Origin of the sequence: Micromonospora sp. NPDC050397, from assembly GCF_044901685.1 — a bacterium.
Classification (GTDB): domain Bacteria; phylum Actinomycetota; class Actinomycetes; order Mycobacteriales; family Micromonosporaceae; genus Micromonospora_G.
In genome coordinates, this window is the sequence record NZ_JBJDPS010000002.1 from 281042 (window position 1) to 305970 (window position 24929).

The 24929-nt window shown below is 72.2% G+C and carries 23 protein-coding genes and 1 pseudogene; 15 read left to right on the top strand and 9 right to left on the bottom strand.

What is annotated here, in order from left to right; genetic code table 11:
• Positions 1-83: 83 nt before the first annotated feature.
• Both ACI2K4_RS07365 and ACI2K4_RS07370 read right to left on the bottom strand, forming a co-directional pair.
• On the bottom strand, positions 84-746 hold the full coding sequence (locus tag ACI2K4_RS07365; protein WP_404509524.1) for a DUF3515 family protein: 663 nt from the start codon (positions 744-746) through the stop codon (positions 84-86).
• A complete protein-coding gene (locus ACI2K4_RS07370) occupies positions 747-980 on the bottom strand; it encodes an Lrp/AsnC ligand binding domain-containing protein (protein ID WP_326560463.1) in 234 nt (77 codons plus the stop codon).
• A 209-nt stretch (positions 981-1189) separates the two neighbouring features.
• Here ACI2K4_RS07370 and ACI2K4_RS07375 point away from each other — a divergent pair, with 209 nt between their 5' ends.
• Together ACI2K4_RS07375 and ACI2K4_RS07380 are read left to right on the top strand one after the other, a co-directional pair.
• Positions 1190-2128, top strand: a complete 939-nt coding sequence (locus ACI2K4_RS07375) for a thiamine-phosphate kinase (RefSeq protein ID WP_404509526.1) — start codon at positions 1190-1192, stop codon at positions 2126-2128.
• An 87-nt stretch (positions 2129-2215) separates the two neighbouring features.
• Positions 2216-2683 (top strand): GNAT family N-acetyltransferase, encoded by a 468-nt coding sequence (locus ACI2K4_RS07380; RefSeq protein WP_404509528.1) that lies wholly within the window; start codon positions 2216-2218, stop codon positions 2681-2683.
• A gap of 306 nt (positions 2684-2989) precedes the next feature.
• Here ACI2K4_RS07380 and rpmB read toward each other — a convergent pair whose 3' ends face one another.
• The gene (rpmB, locus tag ACI2K4_RS07385; RefSeq protein WP_121158930.1) at positions 2990-3181 is read right to left on the bottom strand and encodes a 50S ribosomal protein L28; all 192 of its coding nucleotides are present in this window, start codon (positions 3179-3181) and stop codon (positions 2990-2992) included.
• Positions 3182-3403: 222 nt separating this feature from the next.
• Here rpmB and ACI2K4_RS07390 point away from each other — a divergent pair, with 222 nt between their 5' ends.
• Positions 3404-5251: a DAK2 domain-containing protein gene (locus tag ACI2K4_RS07390; RefSeq protein ID WP_404509529.1), complete on the top strand. Its 1848-nt coding sequence runs from the start codon at positions 3404-3406 to the stop codon at positions 5249-5251.
• Positions 5252-5268: 17 nt separating this feature from the next.
• Positions 5269-7467, top strand: coding sequence for an ATP-dependent DNA helicase RecG (recG, locus tag ACI2K4_RS07395; RefSeq protein ID WP_404509531.1), 2199 nt, complete (start codon positions 5269-5271; stop codon positions 7465-7467).
• A 98-nt stretch (positions 7468-7565) separates the two neighbouring features.
• Here the strand turns inward: recG and ACI2K4_RS07400 are convergent, their stop codons facing one another.
• Both ACI2K4_RS07400 and ACI2K4_RS07405 read right to left on the bottom strand, forming a co-directional pair.
• Positions 7566-8768 carry a cell wall anchor protein gene (locus tag ACI2K4_RS07400; protein WP_404509532.1) on the bottom strand — a complete coding sequence of 401 codons (1203 nt, stop codon included), beginning with the start codon at positions 8766-8768 and terminating at the stop codon, positions 7566-7568.
• Between the two features lie 441 nt (positions 8769-9209).
• Positions 9210-10358, bottom strand: a complete 1149-nt coding sequence (locus tag ACI2K4_RS07405) for an LPXTG cell wall anchor domain-containing protein (protein WP_404509534.1) — start codon at positions 10356-10358, stop codon at positions 9210-9212.
• Positions 10359-10683: 325 nt separating this feature from the next.
• On the opposite strand from ACI2K4_RS07405, the gene rsmD reads away from it, so the two are divergent.
• From rsmD to mutM, 8 genes and pseudogenes are all read left to right on the top strand, one after another.
• Positions 10684-11247, top strand: coding sequence for a 16S rRNA (guanine(966)-N(2))-methyltransferase RsmD (rsmD, locus tag ACI2K4_RS07410; RefSeq protein ID WP_404509535.1), 564 nt, complete (start codon positions 10684-10686; stop codon positions 11245-11247).
• A complete protein-coding gene (gene coaD / locus ACI2K4_RS07415) occupies positions 11244-11732 on the top strand; it encodes a pantetheine-phosphate adenylyltransferase (protein WP_404509537.1) in 489 nt (162 codons plus the stop codon). Before rsmD ends, coaD begins: the two co-directional genes overlap by 4 nt.
• 193 nt (positions 11733-11925) lie before the next feature.
• Positions 11926-12423 carry a hypothetical protein gene (locus tag ACI2K4_RS07420; protein ID WP_121158938.1) on the top strand — a complete coding sequence of 166 codons (498 nt, stop codon included), beginning with the start codon at positions 11926-11928 and terminating at the stop codon, positions 12421-12423.
• Positions 12424-12627: 204 nt separating this feature from the next.
• Entirely contained in the window at positions 12628-13191 is a 564-nt protein-coding gene (locus ACI2K4_RS07425; RefSeq protein ID WP_404509540.1) for a YceD family protein, read from the top strand.
• A 5-nt stretch (positions 13192-13196) separates the two neighbouring features.
• Complete coding sequence (rpmF, locus tag ACI2K4_RS07430) at positions 13197-13370, top strand: 50S ribosomal protein L32 (protein ID WP_319458826.1); 174 nt, start codon at positions 13197-13199, stop codon at positions 13368-13370.
• 115 nt (positions 13371-13485) lie between these two features.
• Positions 13486-14517 carry a phosphate acyltransferase PlsX gene (locus tag ACI2K4_RS07435; RefSeq protein ID WP_404509542.1) on the top strand — a complete coding sequence of 344 codons (1032 nt, stop codon included), beginning with the start codon at positions 13486-13488 and terminating at the stop codon, positions 14515-14517.
• Between the two features lie 19 nt (positions 14518-14536).
• Positions 14537-15292: pseudogene (rnc, locus tag ACI2K4_RS07440) on the top strand (ribonuclease III); the annotation flags it as partial.
• Positions 15293-15461: 169 nt separating this feature from the next.
• Complete coding sequence (gene mutM, locus ACI2K4_RS07445) at positions 15462-16319, top strand: bifunctional DNA-formamidopyrimidine glycosylase/DNA-(apurinic or apyrimidinic site) lyase (protein WP_404509544.1); 858 nt, start codon at positions 15462-15464, stop codon at positions 16317-16319.
• 31 nt (positions 16320-16350) lie between these two features.
• Here the strand turns inward: mutM and ACI2K4_RS07450 are convergent, their stop codons facing one another.
• The 4 genes from ACI2K4_RS07450 to ACI2K4_RS07465 form a co-directional block, all read right to left on the bottom strand.
• A complete protein-coding gene (locus ACI2K4_RS07450; RefSeq protein WP_404509545.1) occupies positions 16351-17208 on the bottom strand; it encodes a hypothetical protein in 858 nt (285 codons plus the stop codon).
• A gap of 5 nt (positions 17209-17213) precedes the next feature.
• Positions 17214-17822, bottom strand: a complete 609-nt coding sequence (locus tag ACI2K4_RS07455; protein WP_404509547.1) for an RNA polymerase sigma factor — start codon at positions 17820-17822, stop codon at positions 17214-17216.
• A 143-nt stretch (positions 17823-17965) separates the two neighbouring features.
• Complete coding sequence (locus tag ACI2K4_RS07460; protein WP_404509548.1) at positions 17966-18868, bottom strand: endo alpha-1,4 polygalactosaminidase; 903 nt, start codon at positions 18866-18868, stop codon at positions 17966-17968.
• A 117-nt stretch (positions 18869-18985) separates the two neighbouring features.
• Positions 18986-19744 (bottom strand): CAP domain-containing protein, encoded by a 759-nt coding sequence (locus ACI2K4_RS07465; protein ID WP_404509549.1) that lies wholly within the window; start codon positions 19742-19744, stop codon positions 18986-18988.
• A 374-nt stretch (positions 19745-20118) separates the two neighbouring features.
• Here ACI2K4_RS07465 and ACI2K4_RS07470 point away from each other — a divergent pair, with 374 nt between their 5' ends.
• From ACI2K4_RS07470 to ACI2K4_RS07480, 3 genes are all read left to right on the top strand, one after another.
• Positions 20119-20313, top strand: coding sequence for a hypothetical protein (locus tag ACI2K4_RS07470; RefSeq protein WP_121158946.1), 195 nt, complete (start codon positions 20119-20121; stop codon positions 20311-20313).
• 382 nt (positions 20314-20695) lie between these two features.
• A complete protein-coding gene (smc, locus tag ACI2K4_RS07475; protein WP_404509551.1) occupies positions 20696-24274 on the top strand; it encodes a chromosome segregation protein SMC in 3579 nt (1192 codons plus the stop codon).
• A complete protein-coding gene (locus ACI2K4_RS07480; protein WP_404509552.1) occupies positions 24274-24894 on the top strand; it encodes an HAD family hydrolase in 621 nt (206 codons plus the stop codon). The genes smc and ACI2K4_RS07480 overlap by 1 nt, the downstream gene beginning before the upstream one ends.
• The last annotated feature ends 35 nt before the right edge of the window (positions 24895-24929 follow it).

Here is a 24929-nt window from a genome sequence, read left to right on the forward strand (position 1 = left end):
CGCGCGTGCCGGGTGCCCGCGCGCCGGACGCCCGCGCTCGCCGAGTGCCCGCGCCCGCCCGACCAGCGGTCACCCGGGAGGGCTCAGCCGGTGCAGCCGAACGGCTTCTCCTTGGCGGGAAGCACGGACTCGACCACCGAGTCGGCCAGCGGTGGCAGCCACTGCCCGGCCGCCTCGTACGCTCGCGGCACGGTGACCTGGACCGGGACCTCCCGGTCGACGGTGACGAAAACCGTCTTGTCGGTCTCCTCGCGGGCGTGCCAGCAGACCGAGTTGACCACCACGACCAGGTCGGTCGGCGGGAACGAGGGCAGCGGTACGCCGCACGCGACGGTCACGGCCGGGTCGCCGTACGCCGCGTTCTGTTCCGGACTGGTGGAGACCGGCCGCTGGGCCAGGTCGCGCAGGGTGGCCGGGAGCCGGGAGAGCAGCGCCCGGCAGACCGTGGCCGGTCGCTCGGCCAGCGGGATCGCGGCCATCGGCACCGGGGCGCTCGACTGCGGTCGGGCGACCGTCGCGCTGGCCGACGGGGTCGGGTTCGCGGCGGCGGACTTCCCGCCGGGATCGAGCTGACCGAAGGCGAAGATCGCCACGAGCACGGTCAGCGGCAGCGCGACCACGGTGGCCCAGATCGCGGCCTGGCGCGTCGACCGGTCCACGCCGGTGGGCTCGGTCGTCTGCTCCGGGCCGCTGGTCGTGCCGTCCGGGCCGGTGTTCTCGGCCGGTGGGGGAGCGGAATCTGCCATCTAGAGGCGCACCACCGAACAGGTGAGGGTACGGGTGATGCCCGGCACCAGTTGGACCTTGCTTACGATCATCTTGCCCAGCTCGTCGACCGTGTGCGCCTCGGTGAGCACGACCACGTCGTACGGACCGGTGACGGCGTCGACCCGGACGACGCCGGAGATATCCGTGATCTGCGCGGCCACGTCACGCGCCCTTCCGACCTCGGTCTGGATGAGGATGTACGCCTGAACCACGACCCGACCTCCGTCCGCCGCCGCCGAGCGGCCCGACCGTGAAAATACCGTACGGAGTGGGTCGGTTCCCCACCGGTGGTCAAGGAGGAGTTGGTGAGCGTGCGGAGCGAGCGGCACGGTTCGTTGGCGACGGCGACGGCGACGGCGTTGGCGTTGGCGATGGCGACGGCGGTGTCCGGGACGGGCGGCCGGCGTGCCAGGGTTGGCGCGTGAGCATCGCCAGCGCGGGTGAGTTCGGTCTGATCGCACGGGTGACCGCCCGGCTCGGCAGCGGTCCGTCGGTGCTGCTCGGCCCCGGTGACGACGCAGCCGTGGTCGGCGCGCCGGACGCCCGGGTGGCCGCCTCGACGGACGTACTGGTCGAAGGGCGACACTTCCGGCGAGACTGGTCCTCGGCGCGCGATGTCGGGCACCGCGCCGCCGCCGCCAACCTCGCGGACATCGCCGCCATGGGGGCGGTGCCGACCGCGCTGCTGGTCGCCCTCTGCATTCCGACCGACCTGGAGGTGCGCTGGGCCGAGGAGTTGGCCGACGGGCTCGGCGCCGAGGCGGGGCTGGTCGGGGCGAGCGTGGTCGGCGGCGACATGTCGTCCAGCCCGACCCTGACCATCGCGGTCACCGCCCTCGGCGACCTGGGCGGCCGGGCTCCCGTCGTACGTTCCGGGGCACGCCCCGGCGACGTGGTCGCCCTCGCCGGTCGGGTCGGCTATGCCGCCGCCGGTTACACCGTGCTGTCCCGTGGATTCCGTACGCCGAAACTGCTGGTCGAGGCGTACCGGCGGCCGGAGGTGCCGTACCGGGCGGGACCGCAGGCGGCGCGGCTCGGCGCCACCTCGATGATCGACGTGTCGGACGGGCTGCTGGCCGACCTCGGACACGTCGCCACCGCCAGCGAGGTCGGGATCGACCTGCGCAGCGCCGCCTTCGAGGTGCCCGCGCAGATGCGCGACGCGGCGCACGCGCTCGGCGTCGACCCGTACGCCTGGGTGCTCGGCGGCGGCGACGACCACGCCCTGGCCGCCACTTTTCCGGCGCACCTCGCGTTGCCGGACGACTGGCGGGTGATCGGGCGGGTGGTCGACGGGACCGGGCTGACCGTCGACGGCAAGCCGTACAAGGGGGCGACCGGTTGGGACCATTTCCGGTAGGCGGAGGACGATAACCGGTTTGCCGGTGAGATCTTCGTGACCGGGATGCGGGTCGGTAAGGAGCGCTCGTCGCCGTACCCTTTGCGGGTGACTGAGATCGAGATCCGCGCGGTGCGTTACGACTCCCTGGTGGCCCGGGAACTCGTCGCCGACGCGCTGACCGACCTGGGGGTCAGGTACGGCGGCAGCGGCGACGACACACCGGTCGACGTGACCGACTTCGAGCCGCCCACCGGGGCCTTCCTGGTCGCGTACCTGGGTGGCGAGCCGGTCGGGTGCGGTGGCTGGCGCAGCCACGGCGCCACCGGGGAGACGGCCGAGCTGAAGCGGATGTACACCGCCCCGTCGGTCCGGGGCCGGGGGGTGGCCCGGGCGGTGCTCGGCGCGGTCGAGCGGTCGGCCCGGGAGAACGGGCGTAAGCGACTCATCCTGGAGTGCGGCGACAAGCAGCCCGAGGCGATCGCGATGTACCGGTCCTGCGGTTACCTGCCGATCGAGAACTTCGGCTACTACCGCGACGACCCGGGCTGCCTCTCCTTCGGCCGCTCCCTCTGACCTGCCCGGCCGCCCCCCACTGGCCGCCCCCGACCCCCCAGAAGTAGTTGATCATGAAGTTGTCGCCCTCTTGATCTTGTTCGAGCTGCGATAACTTCATGACCAACGGGGTGGGGTGGGGGTTGGGGGGTGTTTGTTTACGGGATTTGGGGCTCGCCCGGAGGGGGTGGTCGGACGGCTCGGGTTGGCGCCTGGCGAGCCGGTACGGGGAAACACAAGTAGCCGTCGGGTCCCGAAGGACCCGACGGCTCGTGCGATCTGGACCGGCGCTCTCGGGCTGCCGGACCGCGTGACGCGGTGGACGCGTCAGGCGCGGGCGACCTTGCCGGCCTTGATGCAGGAGGTGCAGACCTGCATCTTGCGGGTGTTGCCGCCACCGGCCGGGGTGCGCACGGTCTGGATGTTCGGGTTCCAGCGGCGGTTGGTCCGCCGGTGCGAGTGGGAAACGTTGTGGCCGAAGCCCGGCCCCTTGCCACAGACGTCGCACACGCTAGCCACGGGATACTCCTGGGATTGATCGTTCACGAAGTTGCCGGCAGGGTGCTGTCCGGGCAACCTGGTCAGGTTACCCGATGCCCCCACCAGCCGGCGAATCGGCTCCGCCCCGGCATCCGAGGTGGCGGCCATGTCGCGGCAAGCCCGGCCTGGCCGTACCGCCGTGACGGGGGTGGTCGTCGCGGCGTACGGCGGGCGTCGGTCGTCGCCAGTAGGCTTCACGCCGTGCTGGAGACCCTCGACGCCGCCGCCTTCCGGCGGTGGTGCGCGGGCGGGCTGGCGGCACTCGAACGGCACCGGGCGGAGATCGACGAGCTTAACGTCTACCCGGTGCCCGACGGTGACACCGGCACCAACCTGGTGCTCACGCTCACCTCGGCGCAGCGGGCGCTCGCCCTCGACCTGGACGGCACCACGCCGGAACGGGACGATCGACTCGAATTCGCGCAACTCCATCGGAGCCCGCACGCCCGGGTGCTGCGCCTGATGGCCCGGGGCGCGCTGCACGGCGCGCGGGGCAACTCCGGCGTGATCCTCTCGCAGATCCTGCGCGGCCTGGCCGACACGCTCGCCCCCGAGCCGGTGGTACGCGGACGGGACCTGGCACGGGCGCTGCGGGCGGCCAGCACGGCGGCGTACGCGGCGGTGGCGAAGCCGGTCGAGGGGACCGTGCTCAGTGTCGTCGCGGCGGCGGCGGAAGCGGCCACCACCGCCGACACCGACGACCTGCCCACGGTCGCGCGGGCGGCCGCCACCGGCGGTGCGCGGGCGCTCGCCCGGACCCCCGGGCAGTTGCCGGCGCTGGCCCGGTCCGGCGTGGTCGACGCCGGCGGCCGGGGCCTCTGCGTGCTGCTGGACGCGCTGGTGGAGGTGGTCACCGGAGCACCGCCGGAACGTCCGGCGGCGGCCGCGCCGCCCACGCCCCGGCCGCCGGTCACCGTCGCCCGCGAGACCGGCGCCGAGACGTACGCCTACGAGGTGCAGTTCCTGCTCGACGCCGAGCCCGAGGCGGTGGAGCGGATGCGGGCGGTGCTGGCCGGGCTCGGCGACTCCCTGGTGGTGGTCGGCGACGAGGCCGAACCGGGTCGGGTGGGCACCTGGAACGTGCACGTCCACGTCAACGACATCGGGGCGGCGGTGGAGGCCGGGGTCGAGGCCGGTCGTCCGTACCACATCTCCGTCGTTCGCTTCGCCGACCAGGAGCTGCGACCGGTCCCCGAGCCGGGTGAAGCCCACCCGGCCGACGCCGACCACGCCGCGCGGGCGACCGCCGTCACCGAGGCCGCGCCGGGATTCGTCAGACCGGCCGCCGTGCCGGCCGCGGCCACGGCTCCGGCGCCCACGCAGCGTCCCGGGGCAGCGTCCGCGCAGCGTTCCGGGGCAGCGCCCACGCGGCGTTCCGGGGCAGCGCCGACCGAGCGGCGCGGGCGGTCGGCGGTGGTGGTCGCCGACGGGCTCGGGCTGGCGGAACTGCTCACCGGCGAGGGCGCCACCGTGGTCCCGGGCAACCCGTCGACCGGGGAACTGCTCGGCGCCATCCGGTCGACCGGTGCCGCCCGCGTCGTGGTGCTGCCCAACGACCCCGACACCCAGGCGGTGGCGAGCGTCGCGGCCCGGGAGGCGCACGAGATCGGGATCAAGGTCAGCGTGGTACCGACCCGCTCGCCGGTGCAGGCGCTGGCGGCGCTCGCCGTACGCGACCCGGCCCGTCGCTTCGAGGACGACGTGATCGCGATGGCCGAGGCCGCCGGAGCGTGCCGGTACGGCGAGGTCTGCCACGCCAGCCGGGAGGCGCTGACGGTGGCCGGACGGTGCCAGCCCGGTGACGTACTGGCCCTGGTCGAGGGGGAGGTGCACCTGATCGGCACCGACCTGGTCTCGACCAGCGTCGCACTGCTGGACCGGATGCTGGGCGGTGGCGGTGAGCTGGTCACGCTCCTGCTCGGGGCCGACGCGCCGGCCGGGCTAGCCGAAGCCGTACGGGATCACGTATCCGGCCGTTGGCCGTTCGTGGAGGTGCACGATTATCCCGGCGGGCAGCCGTTCTACCCGCTGCTGGTGGGGATCGAATGACCGAGCGGAGAGATGGCATGACCGAGCCGTTGACGTCGGAGACGCCGCTGAAAATCCCGCTCGGCGAGAAGACGGCCAAGGCACTCGCCAGCCACCTCGACCTGCACACCGTCGGGGATTTGCTCTACCACTTCCCGCGTCGGTACGACGAGCGTGGCGAGCACACCGACATCCGGTCCCTGGAGACCGGCGAGCAGGTCACCGTGCTGGGCCAGGTGCAGCGCACCACCGTACGGCCGATGCGCCAGCGGCGCGGCAACCTGCTGGAGGTGGCGGTCGGTGACTCCTCCGGCGGGGTGCTGACCCTGACCTTCTTCGGCAACCAGGCGTGGCGGGAACGTGAGCTACGCCCCGGGCGCTGGGGACTCTTCGCCGGCAAGGTCACCGAGTTCCGTGGCAAACGACAACTCAACGGCCCGGAGTACGTCCTGCTCGGCGAGGGGGCCGCGGACGGCGAGGTGGCGGCCGGGGAGGAGATCGAGGAGTTCGCCGGGGCGCTGATCCCGGTCTACCCGGCCGCGGCGGCGATGCCGACCTGGGTGATCGCCCGCTGCGTACGGGTCGTGCTGGACACCGTGACCATGCCGGAGGACCCGCTGCCGGCGACCATGCGAGCCGCTCGGAACCTGATCGGGCTCGGCACCGCCCTGCGGGAGATTCACCGGCCGGGCACCAAGGAGGACCTGTACCGGGCCCGACACCGGCTGAAATGGGACGAGGCGTTTGCCGTACAGGTGACCCTGGTGCAGCGCAAGCACCGCGCGGCGGCCTCGCCGGCCCGACCCCGGCCGCTGCGCGACGACGGCCTGCTCGCCGCGTTCGACGCGCGGCTGCCGTACGAGCTGACCGAGGGACAGCGGTCGGTCGGCGCGGAGATCGCCGCTGATCTGGGCGGCGCGCACCCGATGCACCGGCTGTTGCAGGGCGAGGTGGGCTCCGGCAAGACGGTCTGCGCGCTGCGGGCCATGCTCCAGGTGGTGGACGGCGGTGGACAGGCGGCGCTGCTGGCGCCGACCGAGGTGCTCGCCGCCCAGCACTACCGGGGCATGCGTGACCTGCTCGGCCCGTTGGGGCGGGCGGGTGAGCTGGACGGCGACTCCGGTGGCACCCGGGTCGCCCTGGTCACCGGGTCGCTCGGCGCGGCGGCCCGGCGGGCCGCGCTGGAGGAGGTCGCCGCCGGCCACGCCGGCATCGTGCTCGGTACGCACGCCCTGCTCTACGAGGGCGTCGACTTCGCCGACCTCGGCCTGGTGGTGGTCGACGAGCAGCACCGGTTCGGGGTCGAGCAGCGCGACGCCCTGCGGGCCAAGGCCGAGCAACCGCCGCACGTGCTGGTGATGACGGCCACCCCGATCCCGCGTACGGTCGCGATGACCGTCTACGGCGACCTGGAGATCTCCACCCTGGCGCAGTTGCCGCGTGGCCGGTCGCCGATCGCCTCGCACGTGGTTCCGGTGGCCGAGAAGCCGGCCTTTCTCGACCGGGCCTGGCGCCGGCTGCGCGAGGAGGTCAACGCCGGCCACCAGGCGTACGTGGTCTGCCCGCGGATCGGCGACGGTCCCGGCTCGGAGGAGGAGCCACCCTCCGACGAGTCCGCCAAGCGCCCACCGCTGGCGGTGACCGAGGTGGCACCCCTGTTGGCCGAGGGCCCGTTGCACGGCCTGCGGATCGGGGTCCTGCACGGTCGGCTGCCGGCGGACGAGAAGGACGCGGTGATGCGCTCCTTCGCCGCCAACGAGCTGGACGTGCTGGTGGCGACCACGGTGGTCGAGGTCGGGGTTGACGTACCGAACGCCACCGTGATGATCGTGCTGGACGCCGACCGGTTCGGTGTCTCCCAGTTGCACCAGCTCCGGGGCCGGGTGGGCCGGGGCTCCGCCGCCGGCCTCTGCCTGCTCGTCTCCGAGGCGGCGGAGGGCTCGCCGGCCAGGGAGCGGCTGGACGCCGTCGCCTCCACCTCGGACGGTTTCCGGCTGGCCGAACTCGACCTGGAGCAGCGCCGCGAGGGCGACGTACTCGGCGCCACCCAGTCCGGCCGGCGCTCGCACCTGCGGCTGCTGTCGCTGCTGCGGGACAGTGACCTGATCCGGGACGCCCGGATCGAGGCGATCTCCCTGGTCGAGGAGGATCCGGAACTGGCCGGGCACCCGGCGCTGGCCGCCTCGGTGGCCACCCTGGTCGACGCCGAACGCGCGGAGTACCTGGAGAAGGGCTGACCGCCTTCGGGAAAGGCTCGCGGAAGCGTCAACGGCCGTAAAACACCGCAGGCGCGCCGACCGGGTGGTCGACGCGCCCGCGGGCGGTTGGTTCAGGCTCAGGCGGTGAAGGTCAGCCGACGACGGCGGGCGATCACGAAGAGCGTGACACCGGCGGCGAGCAGGATCAGGGCCCCGGCGGCGATGCCACCGGCGGCGGCACCGGTCACCGGCAGGCCACCGCCGCCACCACCGCAGTCCTCGGGCTTCTCGTCGTTCCACGCGATCGGCTCGCCGGCTTCGTAGCCCTCGATGTCGCCGGTCACGACCAGGCCCTCGGTGCCCGCGAAGGTAACGGTCCCGCTGTTGCCCGGCTCGACGGTCAGCGTCTTCTTGTCACCGCTGTTCGGGGTGAAGGTCGCGTTGACCGTCTTTCCCTCGGCGGGGTTGGTGATGGTGAAGGTGAGGTCCTCGCAGGTTGCCTCGTACGTCGCCTCGATGCAGCTCGCGTCGGCCGTCAGTTCCTCGTCGAAGAGCGGCTCGCGCTGGCCCTCGACGGTCACCTTGATCCGGGTGGCCTTGTCGGCCGGAATCTCGACGACCTTGTCCGCGCCGGGCTCGACGGTGATCGGCTCTCCGGCGGTCCCGGTGCCGTCGGTGACGACGAAGACCGCCGACGCGGTGGCGTCGTCGTCGTTGGCCAGGGTCACGATTGCGGCGCCGTCGCAGTCGGTCTCGACGTCAGCCGTCGGCTTGGGGCCCTTCGGCTGGGTCGGAGGGGTCACCGGCGGCGTGACGGGAGGCGTGACCGGCGGGGTCACCGGCGGCGTGACAGGGGGCGTGGCCGGCGGGGTCTCGGGCGGTGTGGTGATGACGCAGAGGCCGGAGAGCGGTACGTCGTCCCGCTTCCACTGCGCGTCGTGCGGCTTGTTCGTGGCGTCCCACTCGGCCTTGACCTGGAGTGACGCCTTGGTGCTGTTCCCCGGCACGCGGTGTGTCCCGGTGATCGATCCCTGGGCGTCGTACTTGTAGTCCTCGGTCACCTCGATGCCGGGAACCTGGACCTGGGTCTGCTGCTGGCCGACCCACTTCTTGGCAAGGACGTCGGTGAGCCTGAACTTCCTCACGTTGGCCGGGGCGATGCTCTTGACGGTCCACTCGACGACGAACTCGCCGGTGGTGGTGTCGCATTCGGCCTTGCCGACGACCTCGCTGTGGTGGGCACTCGCCGGGGCGGCCACGGCCAGCGCTGCGGCGAGGCCGACAACGCCAGCTCCCAGCACGGCGAGCGGTCGCCGAGACGACAGCTTGGGACGGATCACGGGTACTCCTGAGGGGTGGAAGCTTCAGGGCACGGCGCTGAGGTGACGGAACGGCCGCTGTCCACATAGACGCGACTCACGTTGTCGCCTCCCTGCCGTCGTACGCCGATGACAACGCACCGGCACAGCGCCCGACCTTAGCGATATCGGCCGACAAGGAACAGCCTTGAGCGGCAGTTAAGGAATCCGTTATACATTCGAGATAACTGATATGCCTCGGGTTTCTGCGGAATTCGCGCGCGGCGAGATTCGGTCGCTCGCTGTAGTCTGCTGAATTGCTCCAGGTAATCGCCGCCTCCGTCCACAGTGCGCGGATGCATGTGCCGGAAAAACGCTGAGGGCGCGTCGACCGGATGGTCGACGCGCCCTCAGGCTGATGGAGCGGGAGTGGATCTGTTACCTATCCGACTCGCTTCGTGCGATAAGCCGTTGGAACCGGGCTCAGGCGGTGAAGCGCATCCGGCGGCGGCGGGACACCACGAACAGCGTGACGCCGATCGCGAGCAGAACCACGGCGGTCGCCGCGATGCCGCCGGCGGCGGCACCGGTCAGCGGCAGCTCGTCCTCGCCGCCGCCCGCGCCACCCTTGGTGCAGGTGGTCGGCTTCTCCCACTTGATCGGCTTGGCGTTCTCGAAGCCCTCGCCGCTCGGGGTGAGGGTGAGGCCCTCGGAGGCGGGGAACTTCGCGACGCCGGTCTTGCCCGGCTCCACGACGAGCTTCTGCGGCTCGCCCTTGCTCGGGGTCAGGGTGACCTCGATGGTCTTGCCATCGGCCGGGTTGACTATCTCGTAGACCAGGTCGTCACAGGTCGACTGGTAGCTCGAGGACGGCTCGCCCGGCGCGACGCAGTTCTCCGGCTCGGCCGGCTTGCCGTCGAACAGCGGCTTGTCGAGACCCTCGGCGGTCACCTTGACGTCGCCCGCGTTCTTGGCCGGGACCTTGACGGTCTCGGTCTTGTCCGCCGGGACGGTGACGGTCTCCTTGTAGCCATCGGTGCCGGTGACGGTGAACTTCGCCGGAGCGGTGGCGTCCTTGCCGTTGCTCAGGGTCACCTCGACGATGCCGTCGCACTCCTGGTTGACGGTCGCGTCCGGCTTGGGGCTCTTCGGCTCCTCCTCCGGCTCCGGCGCCTTGCAGTTGCCGCCGAGGTTGACGACGTCACCCTTCGGCTCTTCCTCGGTCCACTTGTTCTCCCACTGGGCCTGGACGGACAGCGAGAGCTTGGTGGTGTCGCCCGGGTAGCGGAGTTCGGCGGTGTTGAACTTGCCGACGGTCCGGGGGTACTGGGGGTCCGCGCCCTTCGGGGTCACCGACAGGTTTGGGATGGTGACGTCGGTCGCCTGGTCGCCGACGAACTTCTTACCTTCGACGAGGATGAAACGGTAGTTGTCGACCCCAGAGGTGCCAACGTTGTCGATGCTCCAGTGACCGACGTATTCACCGGTCTTCACGTCACACTCGAACTGGCCTTTGACCTCCGAGTGGTGGGCGCTTGCCGGTCCGGCGACGGCGAACGTCGCGGCGAGACCGATGAAACCGGCCCCGAGGATGGCGAGCGGTCGCCGGAGCGACAGCTTGGGAAGGGACACGCGTACTCCTGAGGGGTTAAAACGATTTCGCGCGGGAGGCGTGGTGCCCGGACGATCGCCGCGAGTACGACGCGGCCGGCGGGGGCACCACCCCGCGCCGTGCGCCGGCAGGGCAGAGCCGGCACAGCGCCAGACACTACCGATTACGGGCGTATCGAGACAGTTTTGAGACCATTCCACCCGCGCTGTTGCCAACTTGAGATATTTGATCAACAACTCGTACCCGGAAGATCCCTCTCGGTCGAAGGGTGGTGTCGCGGACCGCCTACGGACGGTCGGCGTACCGTCTTGGCGTGGAGAGCGGCACGGAGAGCGGGAGGTCGCGGTGACCCGGATCGTCGCCGGAACCCTCGGCGGTCGGCGCATCGTCGCCCCGCCGGGTGCGTCGACCCGGCCGACCTCGGACCGGGTACGCGAGGCGTTGTTCAGCGCGCTCGACAGCCAACTGGACCTGGACGGCGCCCGCTTCGCCGACCTGTACGCGGGCTCAGGTGCGGTGGGGCTGGAGGCGCTGTCCCGGGGGGCGGCACACGTACTGCTGGTGGAGGGTGACCCGAGGGCGGCCCGGATCGCCCGGGACAACCTCGCCACCCTGCGGGCCACCCCGGCGGCGCGGCTGGTCACCGGAAAGGTCGCCCAGGTGCTCGCGGGCGGCCCGGACGGCGGCCCCTACGACATCGTCTTCGCCGATCCGCCGTACGCGGTCACCGACGAGGAGATCACCGCGATGCTGGCCGCGCTGGTCGACCGGGACTGGCTGGCCCCGGAGGCGGTGGTGGTGGTGGAGCGGTCCACCCGTACCGGCCCGGTCGAGTGGGTGCAGGGGATCACTCCCGAGCGCGGTAGGCGTTACGGAGAGACCACTCTTTGGTACGGTCGCCGATCATGAGACGTGCGGTCTGTCCCGGCTCGTTCGACCCGGTCACCAACGGCCACCTCGACATCATCGGGCGGGCCAGTCGACTCTTCGACGAGGTGGTCGTCGGAGTCCTGATCAACCAGTCCAAGAGTGGGCTCTTCACGGTCGACGAGCGGATCGCGATGCTGCGCGAGGTGACGGCGCCGTACGACAACGTCCGGGTCGCCTCGTTCCGGGGTCTGCTGGTCGACTTCTGCCGCGCCCAGCAGGCGTCCGTCCTGGTCAAGGGGATCCGGGCGGTGAGCGACTTCGACTACGAGTTGCAGATGGCGCAGATGAACATCGGGCTGGCCGGGGTCGAGACCCTCTTCATGCCGACCAACCCGACGTACTCGTTCCTCTCCTCGAGCCTGGTCAAGGACGTCGCCAAGTGGGGCGGCGACGTCTCCCCGCACGTGCCGGACCTGGTCCGGCGGGCGCTGCGGGAACGACTGAACTCGACCACCCCGGCCTGAGGCTGGTCGGCGGCGGAGCGCGACGTGCGCTTTACTGAGCGCACCTACCGCACCCGGCGACGGTTGTGTGGCGCGCCGCGCCGGGCAGTTTGGTCCCCTTGTCCCTCAGGCACCGCATCATTGGTTGAGCAGCAACCTGGTGGCACGCCGCATCATGGTAGGTCGGCAGACGAACGACAGGAGTGAGGTACCGGTGGACCCGCTCGACCGCATCGACGATCTCATCAACATCGTGGAGACGGCACGCTCCGTCCCGATGTCGCGCACGAACTGCATGGTCGACCGGGCGGAGTTCATCGCCGCGCTCGACGAGCTGCGCGCCGAGCTCCCGATCGACCTGCGCCGGGCGGCCGCGCTGCTCGAAGAGCGGGACAACATCATGGATGCCGGTAAGCGGGAAGCCGACCGGATCATCAGTGAGGGCGAGGCGGAGCACGCCCGGCTGGTCTCGGTGAACGAGATCACCGTCTCGGCCGAGCACGAGGGTGCCCGGATCATCGCCGAGGCGCGGGCGGAGTCGCAGCGGCTCCGGGCCGAGGTCGACGACTACGTCGACACCGCGCTGGCCAACTTCGAGCAGTTCCTCACCCGGGCGCTCGCCTCGATCGAGCGTGGCCGGGACAAGATGCACGCCCTGCGGGAGATCGGCACTTTCGCCGGCGAAGAGAGTGAACGCCCGTTGCCGTTCTGATCGTCACCTTTGCGAGTCTGATCGTCACCTTTGTGAGCTGCTGTCACCATCGCGAGCGGTCGTCACGACCGTCGACCGACGAACGGGCGCGGCCGGGCGGCGCCAGCGCGGGCCGGAGGGTGCCCCGCGGGTGCCCCGGTTCGACGGCTGGGCCACTGGCCAGGTAACCTGTTTCGTCGGCCTCCAACAGGCCGGAGTCTGATTATGCCCAAACACTTGCCAAGCCAACTCGATCCCAGGTCGCCGCTGGTCCTCGACACGAGGGAACTGCCGCGTCGGCCTGGTGCGTTGCGTACGGTCACGCGGGTGGTACCGGCGCCAGCGGACCTCGGCCTGGAGATGATCGGCGTGCCGGAGGGCGCGGACCTGAGCCTCGACCTGAGTCTCCAGTCGGTGTCCGAGGGCGTATACGTCTCCGGGACCGTCTCCGGGGCCGTGCAGGGCGAGTGTGGTCGCTGCCTGCGCCAGATCGACGACTCGGTGGTCGTCCGGATCCAGGAGCTGTACGCGTACGCGAACAGCACCACGGACGAGACGACCGAGGAGGACGAGGTGGGCCGCATGCAGGGCGACCTGATCGACCTGGAGCCGGCGCTGCGGGACGCGGTGGTGCTCGCACTGCCGACCAACCCGCTGTGCCGGGAGGACTGCCCAGGACTGTGCACCGACTGTGGCGTGCACTGGGACGAACTGCCGGCTGACCACAGCCACCAGCAGGTCGACCCGCGCTGGGCGGGCCTGTCGCAACTGACCCGTAAAGAGGAGTAGGAACCGTGGCCGTCCCGAAGCGCAAGATGTCGCGCAGCAACACCCGGTCCCGCCGGGCGAACTGGAAGGCTACGGTGGTCGCGACCGTGGCGTGCCCGCAGTGCAAGTCGCCGAAGCTGCCGCACACCGCGTGCAGCGTCTGTGGCACCTACAACGGCCGCCAGGTCCTCGAGGTCTGACACCGGAACTCCAGTGACGCTCCCGACCCCGGGTCGGGTCGCGCCCACGCCCTGGCGATCGCCCGGTGCACCGGCTCCCGCCGGCGCCGGTCGTTATCCGACGACCGGTGTTCCCGTGGAGCCGGGCACCGTGCGGATCGCCGTCGACCTCCTCGGCGGGGACGGAGCTCCCGCCGTCGTGGTTGACGGCGCTCTGCGGGCGTTCGGCGCCGATCCCGACCTGCACCTGCTGCTCGTCGGCCCGCCCGAGGCGGCCGACGAGCTTTTGGGCGTCCTGCACCCGGCCGACCGGGACCGGATCTCGGTCCGCCCGGTCCGGCGCGGCGTCGCGATGGGTGACGACCCGAGGCGGGTGAGCCGGACCGAGACCACCGTCGGCGCGGCGGTGACGGCGGTGGTCGAACGGAGCGCCGACGCGGTGGTCTCCGCCGGTGCCACCGGGGCCACGGTGACCGCGGCCGTACTCGGGTTCGGGCGTTGGCCGGACGTCCGGCGACCGGCACTGGTCGCCACCCTGCCGGCGGTGCACGGACCGGTTGTCCTGCTCGACGTCGGCGGATCACTCGAGGCCCGGCCGGGCACCCTGGCCCGGCACGCGGCCCTCGGCGCCGCCTACACCCGGGTGGTGCACGGCATCGCCGAACCCCGGATCGGGCTGCTCTCGGTCGGCACCGAGGCGGGCAAGGGCGACCGGGCCCGGCGTGCCGCCGATCCCGTTCTCACCCTCGCGTCGCTGCCGGCGGGAGCCCACTACGTCGGCCTGGTCGAGGGGTACGACGTCGCGGTCGGCGATCGGGCGGACGTGATCGTCACCGACGGTTTCACCGGCAACGTCCTGCTCAAGGGGATCGAGGGCGCGTACGCCATGGCGGGTGGCCCGCCCGCCAGCGGGGGAGCGCCCCGGGCTGCCGCCCTGCTCGGGGTGGCCGGTACGGTCGTCGTCTGCCATGGCGCGGCCCGCGACGACGATCTCGCGTCGGGGATCGCCCTCGCCGCCCACCTGCACCGGCGTGGGGCGACCGCGGCGATCTCGGGGCTCCTCGCCGACCAGGCCCGGACCGGTCACCCGACCGGCCCGGGATCGGGTGCCGAGGGCTCGGGCCGGGCCGATCATGGCGCAGACCAGCGGACCGAGGAGACTCCATGACCGATACCGAGGTGGCCGCATGACCAACGACAGGCGCCGTCGCGCCCCGATCGGGTACCTGGAGGCGGCCTTCGGCGTCAGTCTCGACCCGGAGATGCTGGAGCGGGCGCTGACCCACCGCTCGTTCGCGTACGAGAACGGCGGCCTGCCGACCAACGAGCGGCTGGAGTTCCTCGGCGACTCGGTGCTCGGTGTGGTGATCACCGCCGCCCTCTTCCACAACCACCCGGACCTGCCCGAGGGGCAACTGGCCAAGCTGCGGGCGAGCGTGGTGAACATGCGCGCGCTGGCCGACGTCGCCCGTGGTCTCGGCCCGGAGGGTCTCGGCCCGTACCTCCTGCTCGGCAAGGGCGAGGAGACCACCGGTGGCCGGGACAAGGCGAGCATCCTGGCCGACACGCTGGAGGCCCTGCTCGGCGCGATCTACCTCCAGTACGGCCTGGACACCGCCGGGATCGTGATCCACCGGCTGTTCGACCCGCTGATGGCGGAGTCGGCCGGGCGGGGCGCGGCCCTGGACTGGAAGACCAGCCTCCAGGAGCTGACGGCGGCGCTCGGTCTCGGCGTGCCGGAGTACCGGATCGACGACACCGGCCCGGACCACGCCAAGACGTTCACCGCCTGGGTGGTGGTCGCCGGTCGGCGGTACGGCGGCGCGGACGGCCGGAGCAAGAAGGAGGCCGAGCAGCGGGCCGCCGAGGCGGCCTGGCGAATCCTCTCCGAGCCGGCCGAACCGGCGGCGCCGAAGGGCTCCGCCGAATTGGCGGCGTCGAACGGTTCCGCCGAACCGGCGGCGTCGAACGGCTCCGCCGGGCCGTCGGAGTCGGAGCCGGCGACGACGGAGCCCGCCGAGGTGCCGTCGGCCGAGGTGCGGCCCGGTGCGGTGTCGCCCGGCGAGGCCGGCTCGGGCACCGCCGGAACCGCTCCGGAAGGCGACGATCAGCGTGCCTGAGCTGCCCGAGGTGGAGACGGTCCGGGTGGGACTGGCCAAGTGGGTCACCGGGCGCCGGATCGCCACCGTCGAGGTGCGCCACCCGCGTGCCGTACGCCGACACCTGGCCGGCGACGCGCACTTCGCGGCGGTCCTCGCCGGTCGGACCGTGGTCGACGCCCGACGGCGGGGCAAATACCTCTGGCTGCCGCTGGACAGCGGTGACGCGGTGGTCGGACATCTCGGCATGTCGGGGCAGTTGCTGCTGCAACCGGCGACCACGCCGGACGAGACCCACCTGCGGATCCGGTTCGGCTTCGACGACGACGGCCCCGAGCTCCGCTTCGTCGACCAGCGCACCTTCGGCGGGCTCTCGGTCTCGGAGGGCGGTGCCGACCTGCCGGCGGAGATCGCGCACATCGCCCGGGACCCGATCGACCCCGACTTCTCCGACGACGAGTTCGTGGCCGCCCTGCGACGCAAGCGCACCGAGATCAAGCGGGCGCTGCTGGACCAGACGCTGATCTCCGGCGTCGGCAACATCTACGCCGACGAGGCGCTCTGGCGGGCGAAGCTGCACGGCGCCCGGCCGGCGGACGCGTTGACCGCTCCGGCCGCCCGACGGCTGCTCGCCCACGTCCGGGACGTGCTCGGCGAGGCCCTGGCCCAGGGCGGCACCAGCTTCGACGCGTTGTACGTCAACGTGAACGGGGAGAGCGGCTACTTCGACCGGTCGCTGAACGCGTACGGGCGGGAGGGGTTGCCCTGCAACCGGTGCGGCAGCCCGATTCGGCGGGAGTCGTTCATGAACCGCTCCTCGTTCAGTTGCCCGCGCTGCCAGCCCCGCCCCCGCGCCACCGCCGTGAACTGAGCCGGCGGGCGGGGACGGGGCCGGGTCCGGCCTAGCCGGTCGGCTCGGGGAACGCGGTGGGGCCGCTCACCTGGACGAACCTGGTGCCGTTCCAGCGGTAACCGCGCTGCTGGGGGACCGGATTCGCCTGGTAGCGCTGCGAGATCGTGGCGGTGAGGATTCCGCCGGACACCTTCACCGGGCCGTAGTCCTGGCCCGGCGGTCCGACGTAGTCCAGGCCGACCAGTTCGCCGTCGCGCAGGGTCACCACGAGGAGTTGGCCCGAGCCGTCACCACCGTCGAGCGAGGTGACCCCGCAGGTGAAGGCGAGCACGGCTTCGACCTGCCCATCCCGGTCCAGGTCGCCGTGGGCGAGTGCCTTTCGTTCCACGAAGATCCAGCGGGAGCCGATCTCGGTCCGCTCGCCCCGACTGGTGAACCGGCCGGTCGGGCAGTCGGAGTCGCCGGGGTCGGCGGGGAGCTTGATGGTCGTACGGCTCCAGTCGACCTGCCGGATGTCGGTGATCCCCGACTGGCTCGTTCGTCCCGCGCTGCCCGGTGCCGCGCTCCCGGATGGCGTGGTGCTCGGCGTGCCCGACGGTGGACTGCTGGACGGGCTCGGGGAGGGCGTCCCGGTGGCCGACACCGAGGGTGTCGGCAACGGCGGTGCGGGCTGGGGACGGTTCGCGGCGGCCTGCCAGGTGAGCAGGCTCCCGCTGGCGGCGACGAGGACGACCGAGAGCGACGCCCCGACGGTCGTACGTCGGCGGGTCCGGTGTCGGGCGGTGGTCGCGATCCAACTCGCCGGTGGAAGGGCGACCGCCTCGTGCGCGGTGTCCCGGTAGGACCTCAACAGGGCACCCGACCTCGGATCCTGGTCCGGGTCGGTCTCGGGAGGAAGGTTGGACATGGCGGTCACCGCCTCGGTAGGTCGTGGTGGGGTTGCGCGGCCGGGACGGACGTCGCTTCGGCTTCGGTCAGGTAGGCCGCGAGCTGGTTGCGACCCCGGTACAACAGGGACGTCACGGTGCCCTTCGGTACGCCGAGTTCCTCGGCCACGGTGAGCACCGGCAGGTCGGCGAGGTAGTGCAGCACCACCGCGCGGCGCTGCCGGTCGGGTAGTCGCCGCAGTGCCGCCACCAGGGCGACGTGGTCCGGGTTGGGTGGCGGACTGAGCGCCGGTGGTGGCTGCCGGCGCAGGATCCGCGCGGCGACGGTCAGTCGTCGCAGTCGGCTGGTGGCGAGGTTCCAGGCCACCCTTCGGACCCAGGTGCTCGGATCGTCGTACCGACAGACCGTCGGCCACCGCTGCCAGGCACGGACGAACGCCTCCTGGACGATGTCCTCCGCCTCGGCGCGATCGCCGAGGTAGGCGTGGATCTGGGCGGTCAGCCGGCGGTACGACCCCTCGTAGAAGCTGTTGAATCCCTGCCGTCCGGCGGCGTCGACCTCCGCGTTTTCCGCCCCCGCTCCGTCGTTCGGGGCAGGGTCGGTCGCACCGGCTCGCACCGGTTTCTCCGTCATGATCGTCTCTCCCCAGGCGTGTGGCCCTGGGTGCCAGGGCCGTGCATTTGTCACGCCCACCGGCGTCGACCGATTGCGACCGCGACGTCGAAAGTCACGATGGCGACAGAGGGCGCGGTCAACGGGCCGGTACGACCGCGCGGTCAGCGGGCCGGTACGACGGCGGGGCAGAGGTCGCGCCAGGCCCCGAGATCGCGCTCCTTGCGGATGGTGGCGAAGCCGTAGCCCTGGGCGTCGGTGCAGTGTTCCTCGAGCAGTTCGTCGTACTCGACCTGGAAGACTGGTTTACCCGCCTCGACGAAGGGGAGCAACTGGTCGCACTCGGCCCGGTGGAAACACTCCTCGTTGACGGCGAAGTCGAACGAGGGCTCCAGGGCCACCACCTGTTCGAGGTTGTTGGTCAGGCCGGGGGAGAGCTTCGCCGAGCGGGCCAGCGCGGCCAACCGGCGGTTGAACACGAGCTGGTCGTCGAAGGTCAGCGGAAAGCCGGACGACTGGGCGTACCCGTCCATGTTCGCCGGCATCACCGCCGTGAAACCCTTGCCGTAGCAGAGCCGGAACCGGTCGGCGAGGACCGGTTCGAGCGCCGACCACTGGCGGATGTCGAGCCAGCGCTCGCCGTCGCCGTACGCCGCCGCGCCGAGCGCGGTCTCCGGGAAGCGTTCCGCGTCCGGCCGGTCCGGCTCGTAGCTGCCGACGTTGACGTAACAGACGGCCCGCCGGTCCCGCTCGCGAAGCCGCCGGATGTCCTCGACCGGGGTACGGAACGCGTCGAGCACGAACACCTCGGCGTCCACGTTCGGGTCGAACTCGCCACGCAACTGCCACTGCCAGGTGGGGGTGGGGCCGAGCGGCCAGGGTGGGATCGCCACCGGCCGGGCCCACTGCGGTACGCACCCCGCCAGCGCCGCCACCAGCAGCGCGACCAGGAGCGGCGGGAGTACGGGACGGGTCGGCGGGCGCAGGAGGGCGGAGCGGGCCGTGCGGCGACCGGTTCCGGCCGGTGGTCGCGGTCGGAACCGGTGTCCGGGTGCCCGCCCGGGCATGGATCAGTGGGCCGCGGTTGTCAAGAGCAGCACACCCCCTCGTCGGGGTTCAACGATCCAACCGCCGGTACGGCACGGCCGCCACCGTGCCCGGCCTGCCCGTGCCGGGCTTGCGGTTCAGGCCACGGACCCGAAGACCTGGGTCCAGTAGAGGCGTCCGGCCGAGTTGGCCGCGATCCCGACCCCGATCGCCCGCGCGCCGCAGTTGAGGATGTTCGTCCGGTGACCGGAGCTGTCCATCCAGCCGTCCATCACCGAGGTCGGGGTGGCGTAGCCCATGGCCACGTTCTCGCTCATCGGGCTGGTGTAGCCGGCCTCCCGGGCCCGGTCGACGAACGAACTGCCGTCGCTGCCGTCGTGCGACATCTTGTCGTGGACCGCCTGGTCCTCGCTGTGCAGCCGGGCCGCCTCGGCCAGCTTGCTGTTGATCGACACCGCACCGCAGCCGTTTGCCGCCCGCTCCTGGTTGACGATCTCGACCACCTGCTCCTCGCGGCTGTCCGCCTTGCTCGCCACCTTCGGCGCCCGGCTGGGCGTACGCGACGGGGTGGGGCGGGCCGGCGAGGGGGTCGGCCGGGCGCTGGGCGTGGGCCGGGCGCTCGGGGTGGGGGCGTTGCCGAGTATCCCGAAACCGGAGGGTTCGGCCGGGACGCTGCCGGTCGGCTCGGCCGGGGCCGCCTCCGGGGAACTGGCCAGGCCGATCGGCATCATCGCGGCACCGACGCCGAGCATGACCAGCAGCACGGTGACCGTCGTCGCGAGGCCGACCGGTCCCGGCAGCCGGCTCGGGCCCCGGTGCCGGCCGCTGAAGTGCTCCGGGGCGGAGTGCCGCTGGGCCCCGCCACCGTGCGCCCTTCGTTCGGTTCGCCCGTGCACCGCGTACGCCTCCGGCTGGCTTCTGTGGGGGAGTGGGCCGGTGCGGACGCTACGTGGAGCCCGGTCGGGCGGGCAACGTGGCTAAGGAAGATCTAAGACAGCGGCTGGTATCCGGATGACCAGGCGGAGTTAAACTTCGAGTGTCCGAACAGCGATCTTGTTCGTGCCTCGTGGCGGCCTTCGGTGAGCAAACCGGTTGACATGAGAGTGATCTGCGCCCGGTCCAACTTGACGAAGCGGGGACATCGGCACACTATATAGGTGTCGCCAGTCGCGCCCGATCATGCCCGCGTGTTCCTGCGGGTAGGAAGTCGCGAACGAGTTGGGCGCGCGTTGGCCGGCCTTTCCGGCAGCGCATTACAAGGAGACGCAATATGGCGAAGGCCCTCTACGGCCACGTGGGTGCGGCGCCCGACCGGCGCCTGCTCGACGAGGTCACCCGACTGCGTTCCAGGGTTCAGGCACTCGAGTTCGAGATCACCCGGTTGCGGGCCGACAACGATCGGCTCGAAGCGGCGGTGGCCGAGGCAGACGACCTGCTGCGGCTGGCCGAACCGGCACTGACCTGAGCGCGAGGGCGCCGGGGACCGGCGCCCACCGTCTGCACCACTGAATCGCACCAGCACCGATCGCGCGCCGACACATTTGTGGCGGCGCGCAGCTTTTTGTCCGGAACGGGACACCCCGTTCCCGCCCCGGTCGTCACCCGGCGTAGCGGTCCGGGATGGCGTACGGGGCTTCGTAGGCTCCCGGCCAGGCAATGAACCCGCTCACGGGTGCGTGCCACGTCGGCTCCGACACCGGTTCGGGTTACGCTGCGGGTTGACCAGGTCCCCGCAGCCGGGAGTGGCCGGCCGGCCCAGACGACCTCGGCGGTGACGAGTCCCGGCGGCCGGATCGCGCCACGGCCGCCCGACAGACCGGCGTCCGCGCCGGACGAGGATCGGCAACGTGTATCTGAAGAGCCTGACGGTGAAGGGGTTCAAGTCCTTCGCCTCCGCGACGACGCTACGGCTGGAGCCGGGCATCACCTGCGTGGTGGGGCCGAACGGCTCCGGCAAGTCGAACGTCGTCGACGCCATCGCCTGGGTGCTCGGCGAGCACAGCGCGAAGGCGCTGCGCGGCGGCAAGATGGAGGACGTCATCTTCGCCGGTACCGCCGGTCGGGCACCGCTCGGTCGGGCCGAGGTGACACTGACCATCGACAATACCGACGGCGCACTGCCGATCGACTACACCGAGGTCTCGATCACCCGCCGGATGTTCCGTTCCGGCGAGAGCGAGTACGAGATCAACGGCAACTCCTGCCGGTTGCTCGACATCCAGGAACTCCTCTCCGACTCCGGCATCGGCCGAGAGATGCACGTCATCGTCGGACAGGGCCAGTTGGACGCCGTACTGCACGCCAAGCCGGAGGACCGGCGCGCGTTCATCGAGGAGGCGGCCGGCGTACTGAAGCATCGCAAGCGCAAGGAGAAGGCGCTGCGCAAGCTCGACGCGATGCAGACCAACCTGAACCGGCTCACCGACCTCACGGCGGAACTGCGCCGCCAGCTCAAGCCGCTGGGGCGGCAGGCCGAGGTGGCCCGCCGGGCCGCCGCTATCCAGGCCAACCTCCGGGACGCCCGGCTCCGGCTGCTCGCCGACGACCTCGCCACCCTGCGTACCACCCTGGACAAGGAGATCGCCGACGAGGCGGCGCTGCGGGACCGACGCGAGCAGGTCGAGGCGGAGCACACCGAGGTCCAGCACCGGCTGGCCGAGCTGGAGGCGGCGCTCGCCGAGGACGCGCCGCTGCTGACCCGGGCCCAGGAGACCTGGTACAAGCTCTCCACGCTCCAGGAACGGTTCCGCTCCACCGAACAGCTCGCCCGGGAGCGGCTGCGCCACCTGAGCGCCACCCCGGACGACGAGCGACCCGGCCGCGACCCGGACCAGCTCGCCGCCGAGGCCGAGTCGGTCCGGGCGCACGAGGAGGAGCTGCGGGCCGCGCTGACCGACGACCAGATCCGGCTGGCCGAGGCGGTGGAGAGCCGCCAGCAGCTCGAACGGCAGCTCGCCGAGGCCGAACGGGCCCTGGTCACCGCCGCCAAGGCGATCGCCGACCGGCGCGAGGGGCTGGCCCGGCTGACCGGGCAGGTGAACTCGGCGCGGGCGCGTACCGGCACCGCCGCCGAGGAGATCGAGCGGCTGGCCGCCGCGCACGACGACGCCCGGGGGCGGGCCGAGCGGGCGCAGGCCGAGGTGGACGCGGTGGCGGCCCAGTCGACCGCCGCCGACCGGGACAACGCGGACCTGGACGCCCGGCACGCCGAGGCGCAGGCCGCGCACGAGGCGGCCAACGCCGCCGTACGGGCGTTGTCGGACGCCGAGCGGCGCGCGGAGAAGGACGCGGCCACCTGGAAGGCCCGCGAGGAGGCGCTGGCCATGGGGCTGCGCCGCAAGGACGGCGCCGGGGCGCTGCTGGCCCGGGCGGACCAGGTGCCGGGGTTGCTCGGCGGGCTCGCCGGGATGTTGACCGTGGCGCCGGGCAACGAGGCGGCGCTCGCCGCCGCGCTCGGTGGTCTCGCCGACGCGGTCGCGGTGAGCGGGGTGGACGAGGCCGCCGAGGCGATGCGCCTGCTCAAGATCCAGGATGCCGGGCGGGCCAGCCTGCTGGTCGGCGGCGCCGCCGGACCGGGCATGATCGGCTCGCTGGACGCGCTCCGCCCGGCCCTGCCCGAGGGCGCCCGATGGGCACCGGACCTGGTCGACTGCCCGGACGAGATCCGCCCGGCGGTGCACCGGGCGCTGCGGGACGTCGTACTCGTGGGTGATCTGGAGGCGGCGACCCGGCTGGTCGGCACGAACCCGGAGCTGCGCGCGGTCACCCCGGACGGGGACGTGGTCGGTGCCTACGCGGCGGCCGGCGGTTCGGCCAAGGCGCCGAGCTTCATCGAGGTCCAGGCCGCCGTCGAGGAGGCCCGGACCAACCGGCTCGCCGCCGAGGAGACCATCGCCGAGCTGGCCGGACAGCTCGCCGACGCCCGGGCCGAGGTGGCCGAGCGCAAGGACGCGGTGACCGCCGCCGCCGCGGTCAAGCGGGAGGCCGAGGGGCAGCGCAACGCCGCCGCCCGCCGGCTCGCCGAATTCGGCGCCGCCGCCCGCTCCGCCAAGGCCGAGACCGACCGGTTGGCCCAGTCCCTGGCCAAGGCGCAGGAGGCGCGCGACCGGGACCTGGCCGGACTCGCCGAGTTGGAGGAACGGCTGCGGCTGGCCGAGGCGACCCCGATCGACGCCGAGCCGTCCACCGAGGAGCGGGACGAGCTGGCGCGCTACCTGCCGCCGGCCCGGCAGAACGAGATGGAGGTACGGCTCGCGGTGCGTACCGCCGAGGAGCGGGTCGCCGCCATCGCCGGCCGGGCCGACTCGCTGACCCGGCAGGCGAACGCCGAGCGGGCCGCCCGGGAACGGGCCGCCGCCCGCCGGGCCGCCCGTGCCCGGGGCGCGGCGATCGCCCGCGCGGTCGAGTACGGCGCCCGTGAGGCGTTGACCCGGGTGGTGGTCTCGCTCGGCGAGGCCGAACGGACCCGGGACGAGGTGGCCCGGGCCCGGGCCGCCCGCGAGGCCGAACTCCAGGAGGTACGCGGCGCGGCCAAGCGGCTCGGCGCGGACCTGGAACGGCTGACCAGCGCGGTGCACCGGGACGAGGTCGCCCGCGCCGAGCAGCGGATGCGGATCGAGCAGCTCGAGATCAAGGCCGCCGAGGACTTCGCCCTCGACGTGGAGACGCTGATCAGCGAGTACGGGCCGCGGCAGCTCGTACCGCCCACGCCGGCCGATCTGGCGGCGGCGGAACGGGACGGCACGCCGGTGCCCGAACCGGTGCCGTTCGAGCGCCCGGTGCAGGAGAAGCGGGCCGCGAAGGCGGAACGGGAGCTGGGCCTGCTCGGCAAGGTGAACCCGCTCGCGCTGGAGGAGTTCGCCGCCCTGGAGGAGCGGTTCAAGTTCCTCTCCGAGCAGCTCGAGGACCTCAAGGCGACCCGCCGCGACCTGCTCACCGTGGTCAAGGACGTGGACGACCGGATCCTGGAGGTCTTCGCCAGCGCCTTCGCCGACACCGCCCGCGAGTTCGAGCAGGTCTTCACCGTGCTCTTCCCCGGCGGTGAGGGGCGGCTCATCCTCACCGACCCGGACGACCTGCTCACCACGGGGGTCGAGGTCGAGGCCCGGCCGCCGGGCAAGAAGATCAAGCGGCTGTCGCTGCTCTCCGGTGGGGAGCGGTCGCTGACCGCGGTCGCGATGCTGGTGGCGATCTTCCGGGCCCGGCCCAGCCCGTTCTACATCATGGACGAGGTGGAGGCGGCGCTCGACGACGTCAACCTCGGTCGCCTGATCACCCTGATGGCCCAGCTCCGGGAGAAGAGCCAGCTCATTATCATCACCCACCAGAAGCGCACCATGGAAGTGGCCGACGCGCTGTACGGCGTCACCATGCGCAACGGGGTCACCGAGGTGATCAGCCAGCGGCTCAGCAGGGAAGAGGACTGATGGCTCGGGAGCGGGCGACGGCGCTGCTCGTCGACTTGGACGGCGTACTGCGGCAGTGGGATCCGGCGGTCGGCGAGGCGGTGGAGCGGGAGTTCGGGCTGCCCTCCGGCGCGTTGCTGGAGACGGCGACGCGGTGGTCGCTGCTCCAACCGGCGGTCACCGGCCGGGTCAGTCACCTGGACTGGATGGCCGGGGTGGCCGAGGCGCTGGCCGAGCCGGCCGGCGGGCGGGAGCGGGCGATCGCGGCGGTCGACCAGTGGCAGGCGTACCGGGGCGCGGTCGACCCGGACGTGCTCGCCTTCGTCCGGGAGGTACGGGGAAACGGCCACCCGGTGGCACTGGCCACCAACGCCACCGACCGGCTCGACGCCGACCTGACCGCGCTGGGGTTGACCGAGGAGGTCGACCTGGTGCTGAACTCGTCCGTGCTCGGCGTGCACAAGCCGGCGAAGGAGTTCTTCCAGCGGGCCTGCCAGGAGTTGGCCACCCCACCGGGGCGGGTGCTCTTCGTCGACGACGACGACCGTTCGGTGCGGGGCGCGCGGGCGGCCGGGCTGTCCGCGTACCGGTGGAGCGGGCCGGCGGACCTGACGTACCTGCGGGCCGCGCTCGCCGACTGACCGCTCGCGCGGCGAGCGCTGCGGGATGCCGACCG

Coding starts and splice junctions, on each gene's coding strand:
- recG (WP_404509531.1), top strand. CDS start 5,269: ATGACCGAGCCGTTGACGTCGGAGACGCCGCTGAAAATCCCGCTCGGC.
- coaD (WP_404509537.1), top strand. CDS start 11,244: ATGAGACGTGCGGTCTGTCCCGGCTCGTTCGACCCGGTCACCAACGGC.
- ACI2K4_RS07460 (WP_404509548.1), bottom strand. CDS start 18,868: ATGCCCGGGCGGGCACCCGGACACCGGTTCCGACCGCGACCACCGGCC.
- ACI2K4_RS07365 (WP_404509524.1), bottom strand. CDS start 746: ATGGCAGATTCCGCTCCCCCACCGGCCGAGAACACCGGCCCGGACGGC.
- ACI2K4_RS07455 (WP_404509547.1), bottom strand. CDS start 17,822: ATGACGGAGAAACCGGTGCGAGCCGGTGCGACCGACCCTGCCCCGAAC.
- ACI2K4_RS07470 (WP_121158946.1), top strand. CDS start 20,119: ATGGCGAAGGCCCTCTACGGCCACGTGGGTGCGGCGCCCGACCGGCGC.
- ACI2K4_RS07425 (WP_404509540.1), top strand. CDS start 12,628: ATGCCCAAACACTTGCCAAGCCAACTCGATCCCAGGTCGCCGCTGGTC.
- ACI2K4_RS07480 (WP_404509552.1), top strand. CDS start 24,274: ATGGCTCGGGAGCGGGCGACGGCGCTGCTCGTCGACTTGGACGGCGTA.
- ACI2K4_RS07450 (WP_404509545.1), bottom strand. CDS start 17,208: ATGTCCAACCTTCCTCCCGAGACCGACCCGGACCAGGATCCGAGGTCG.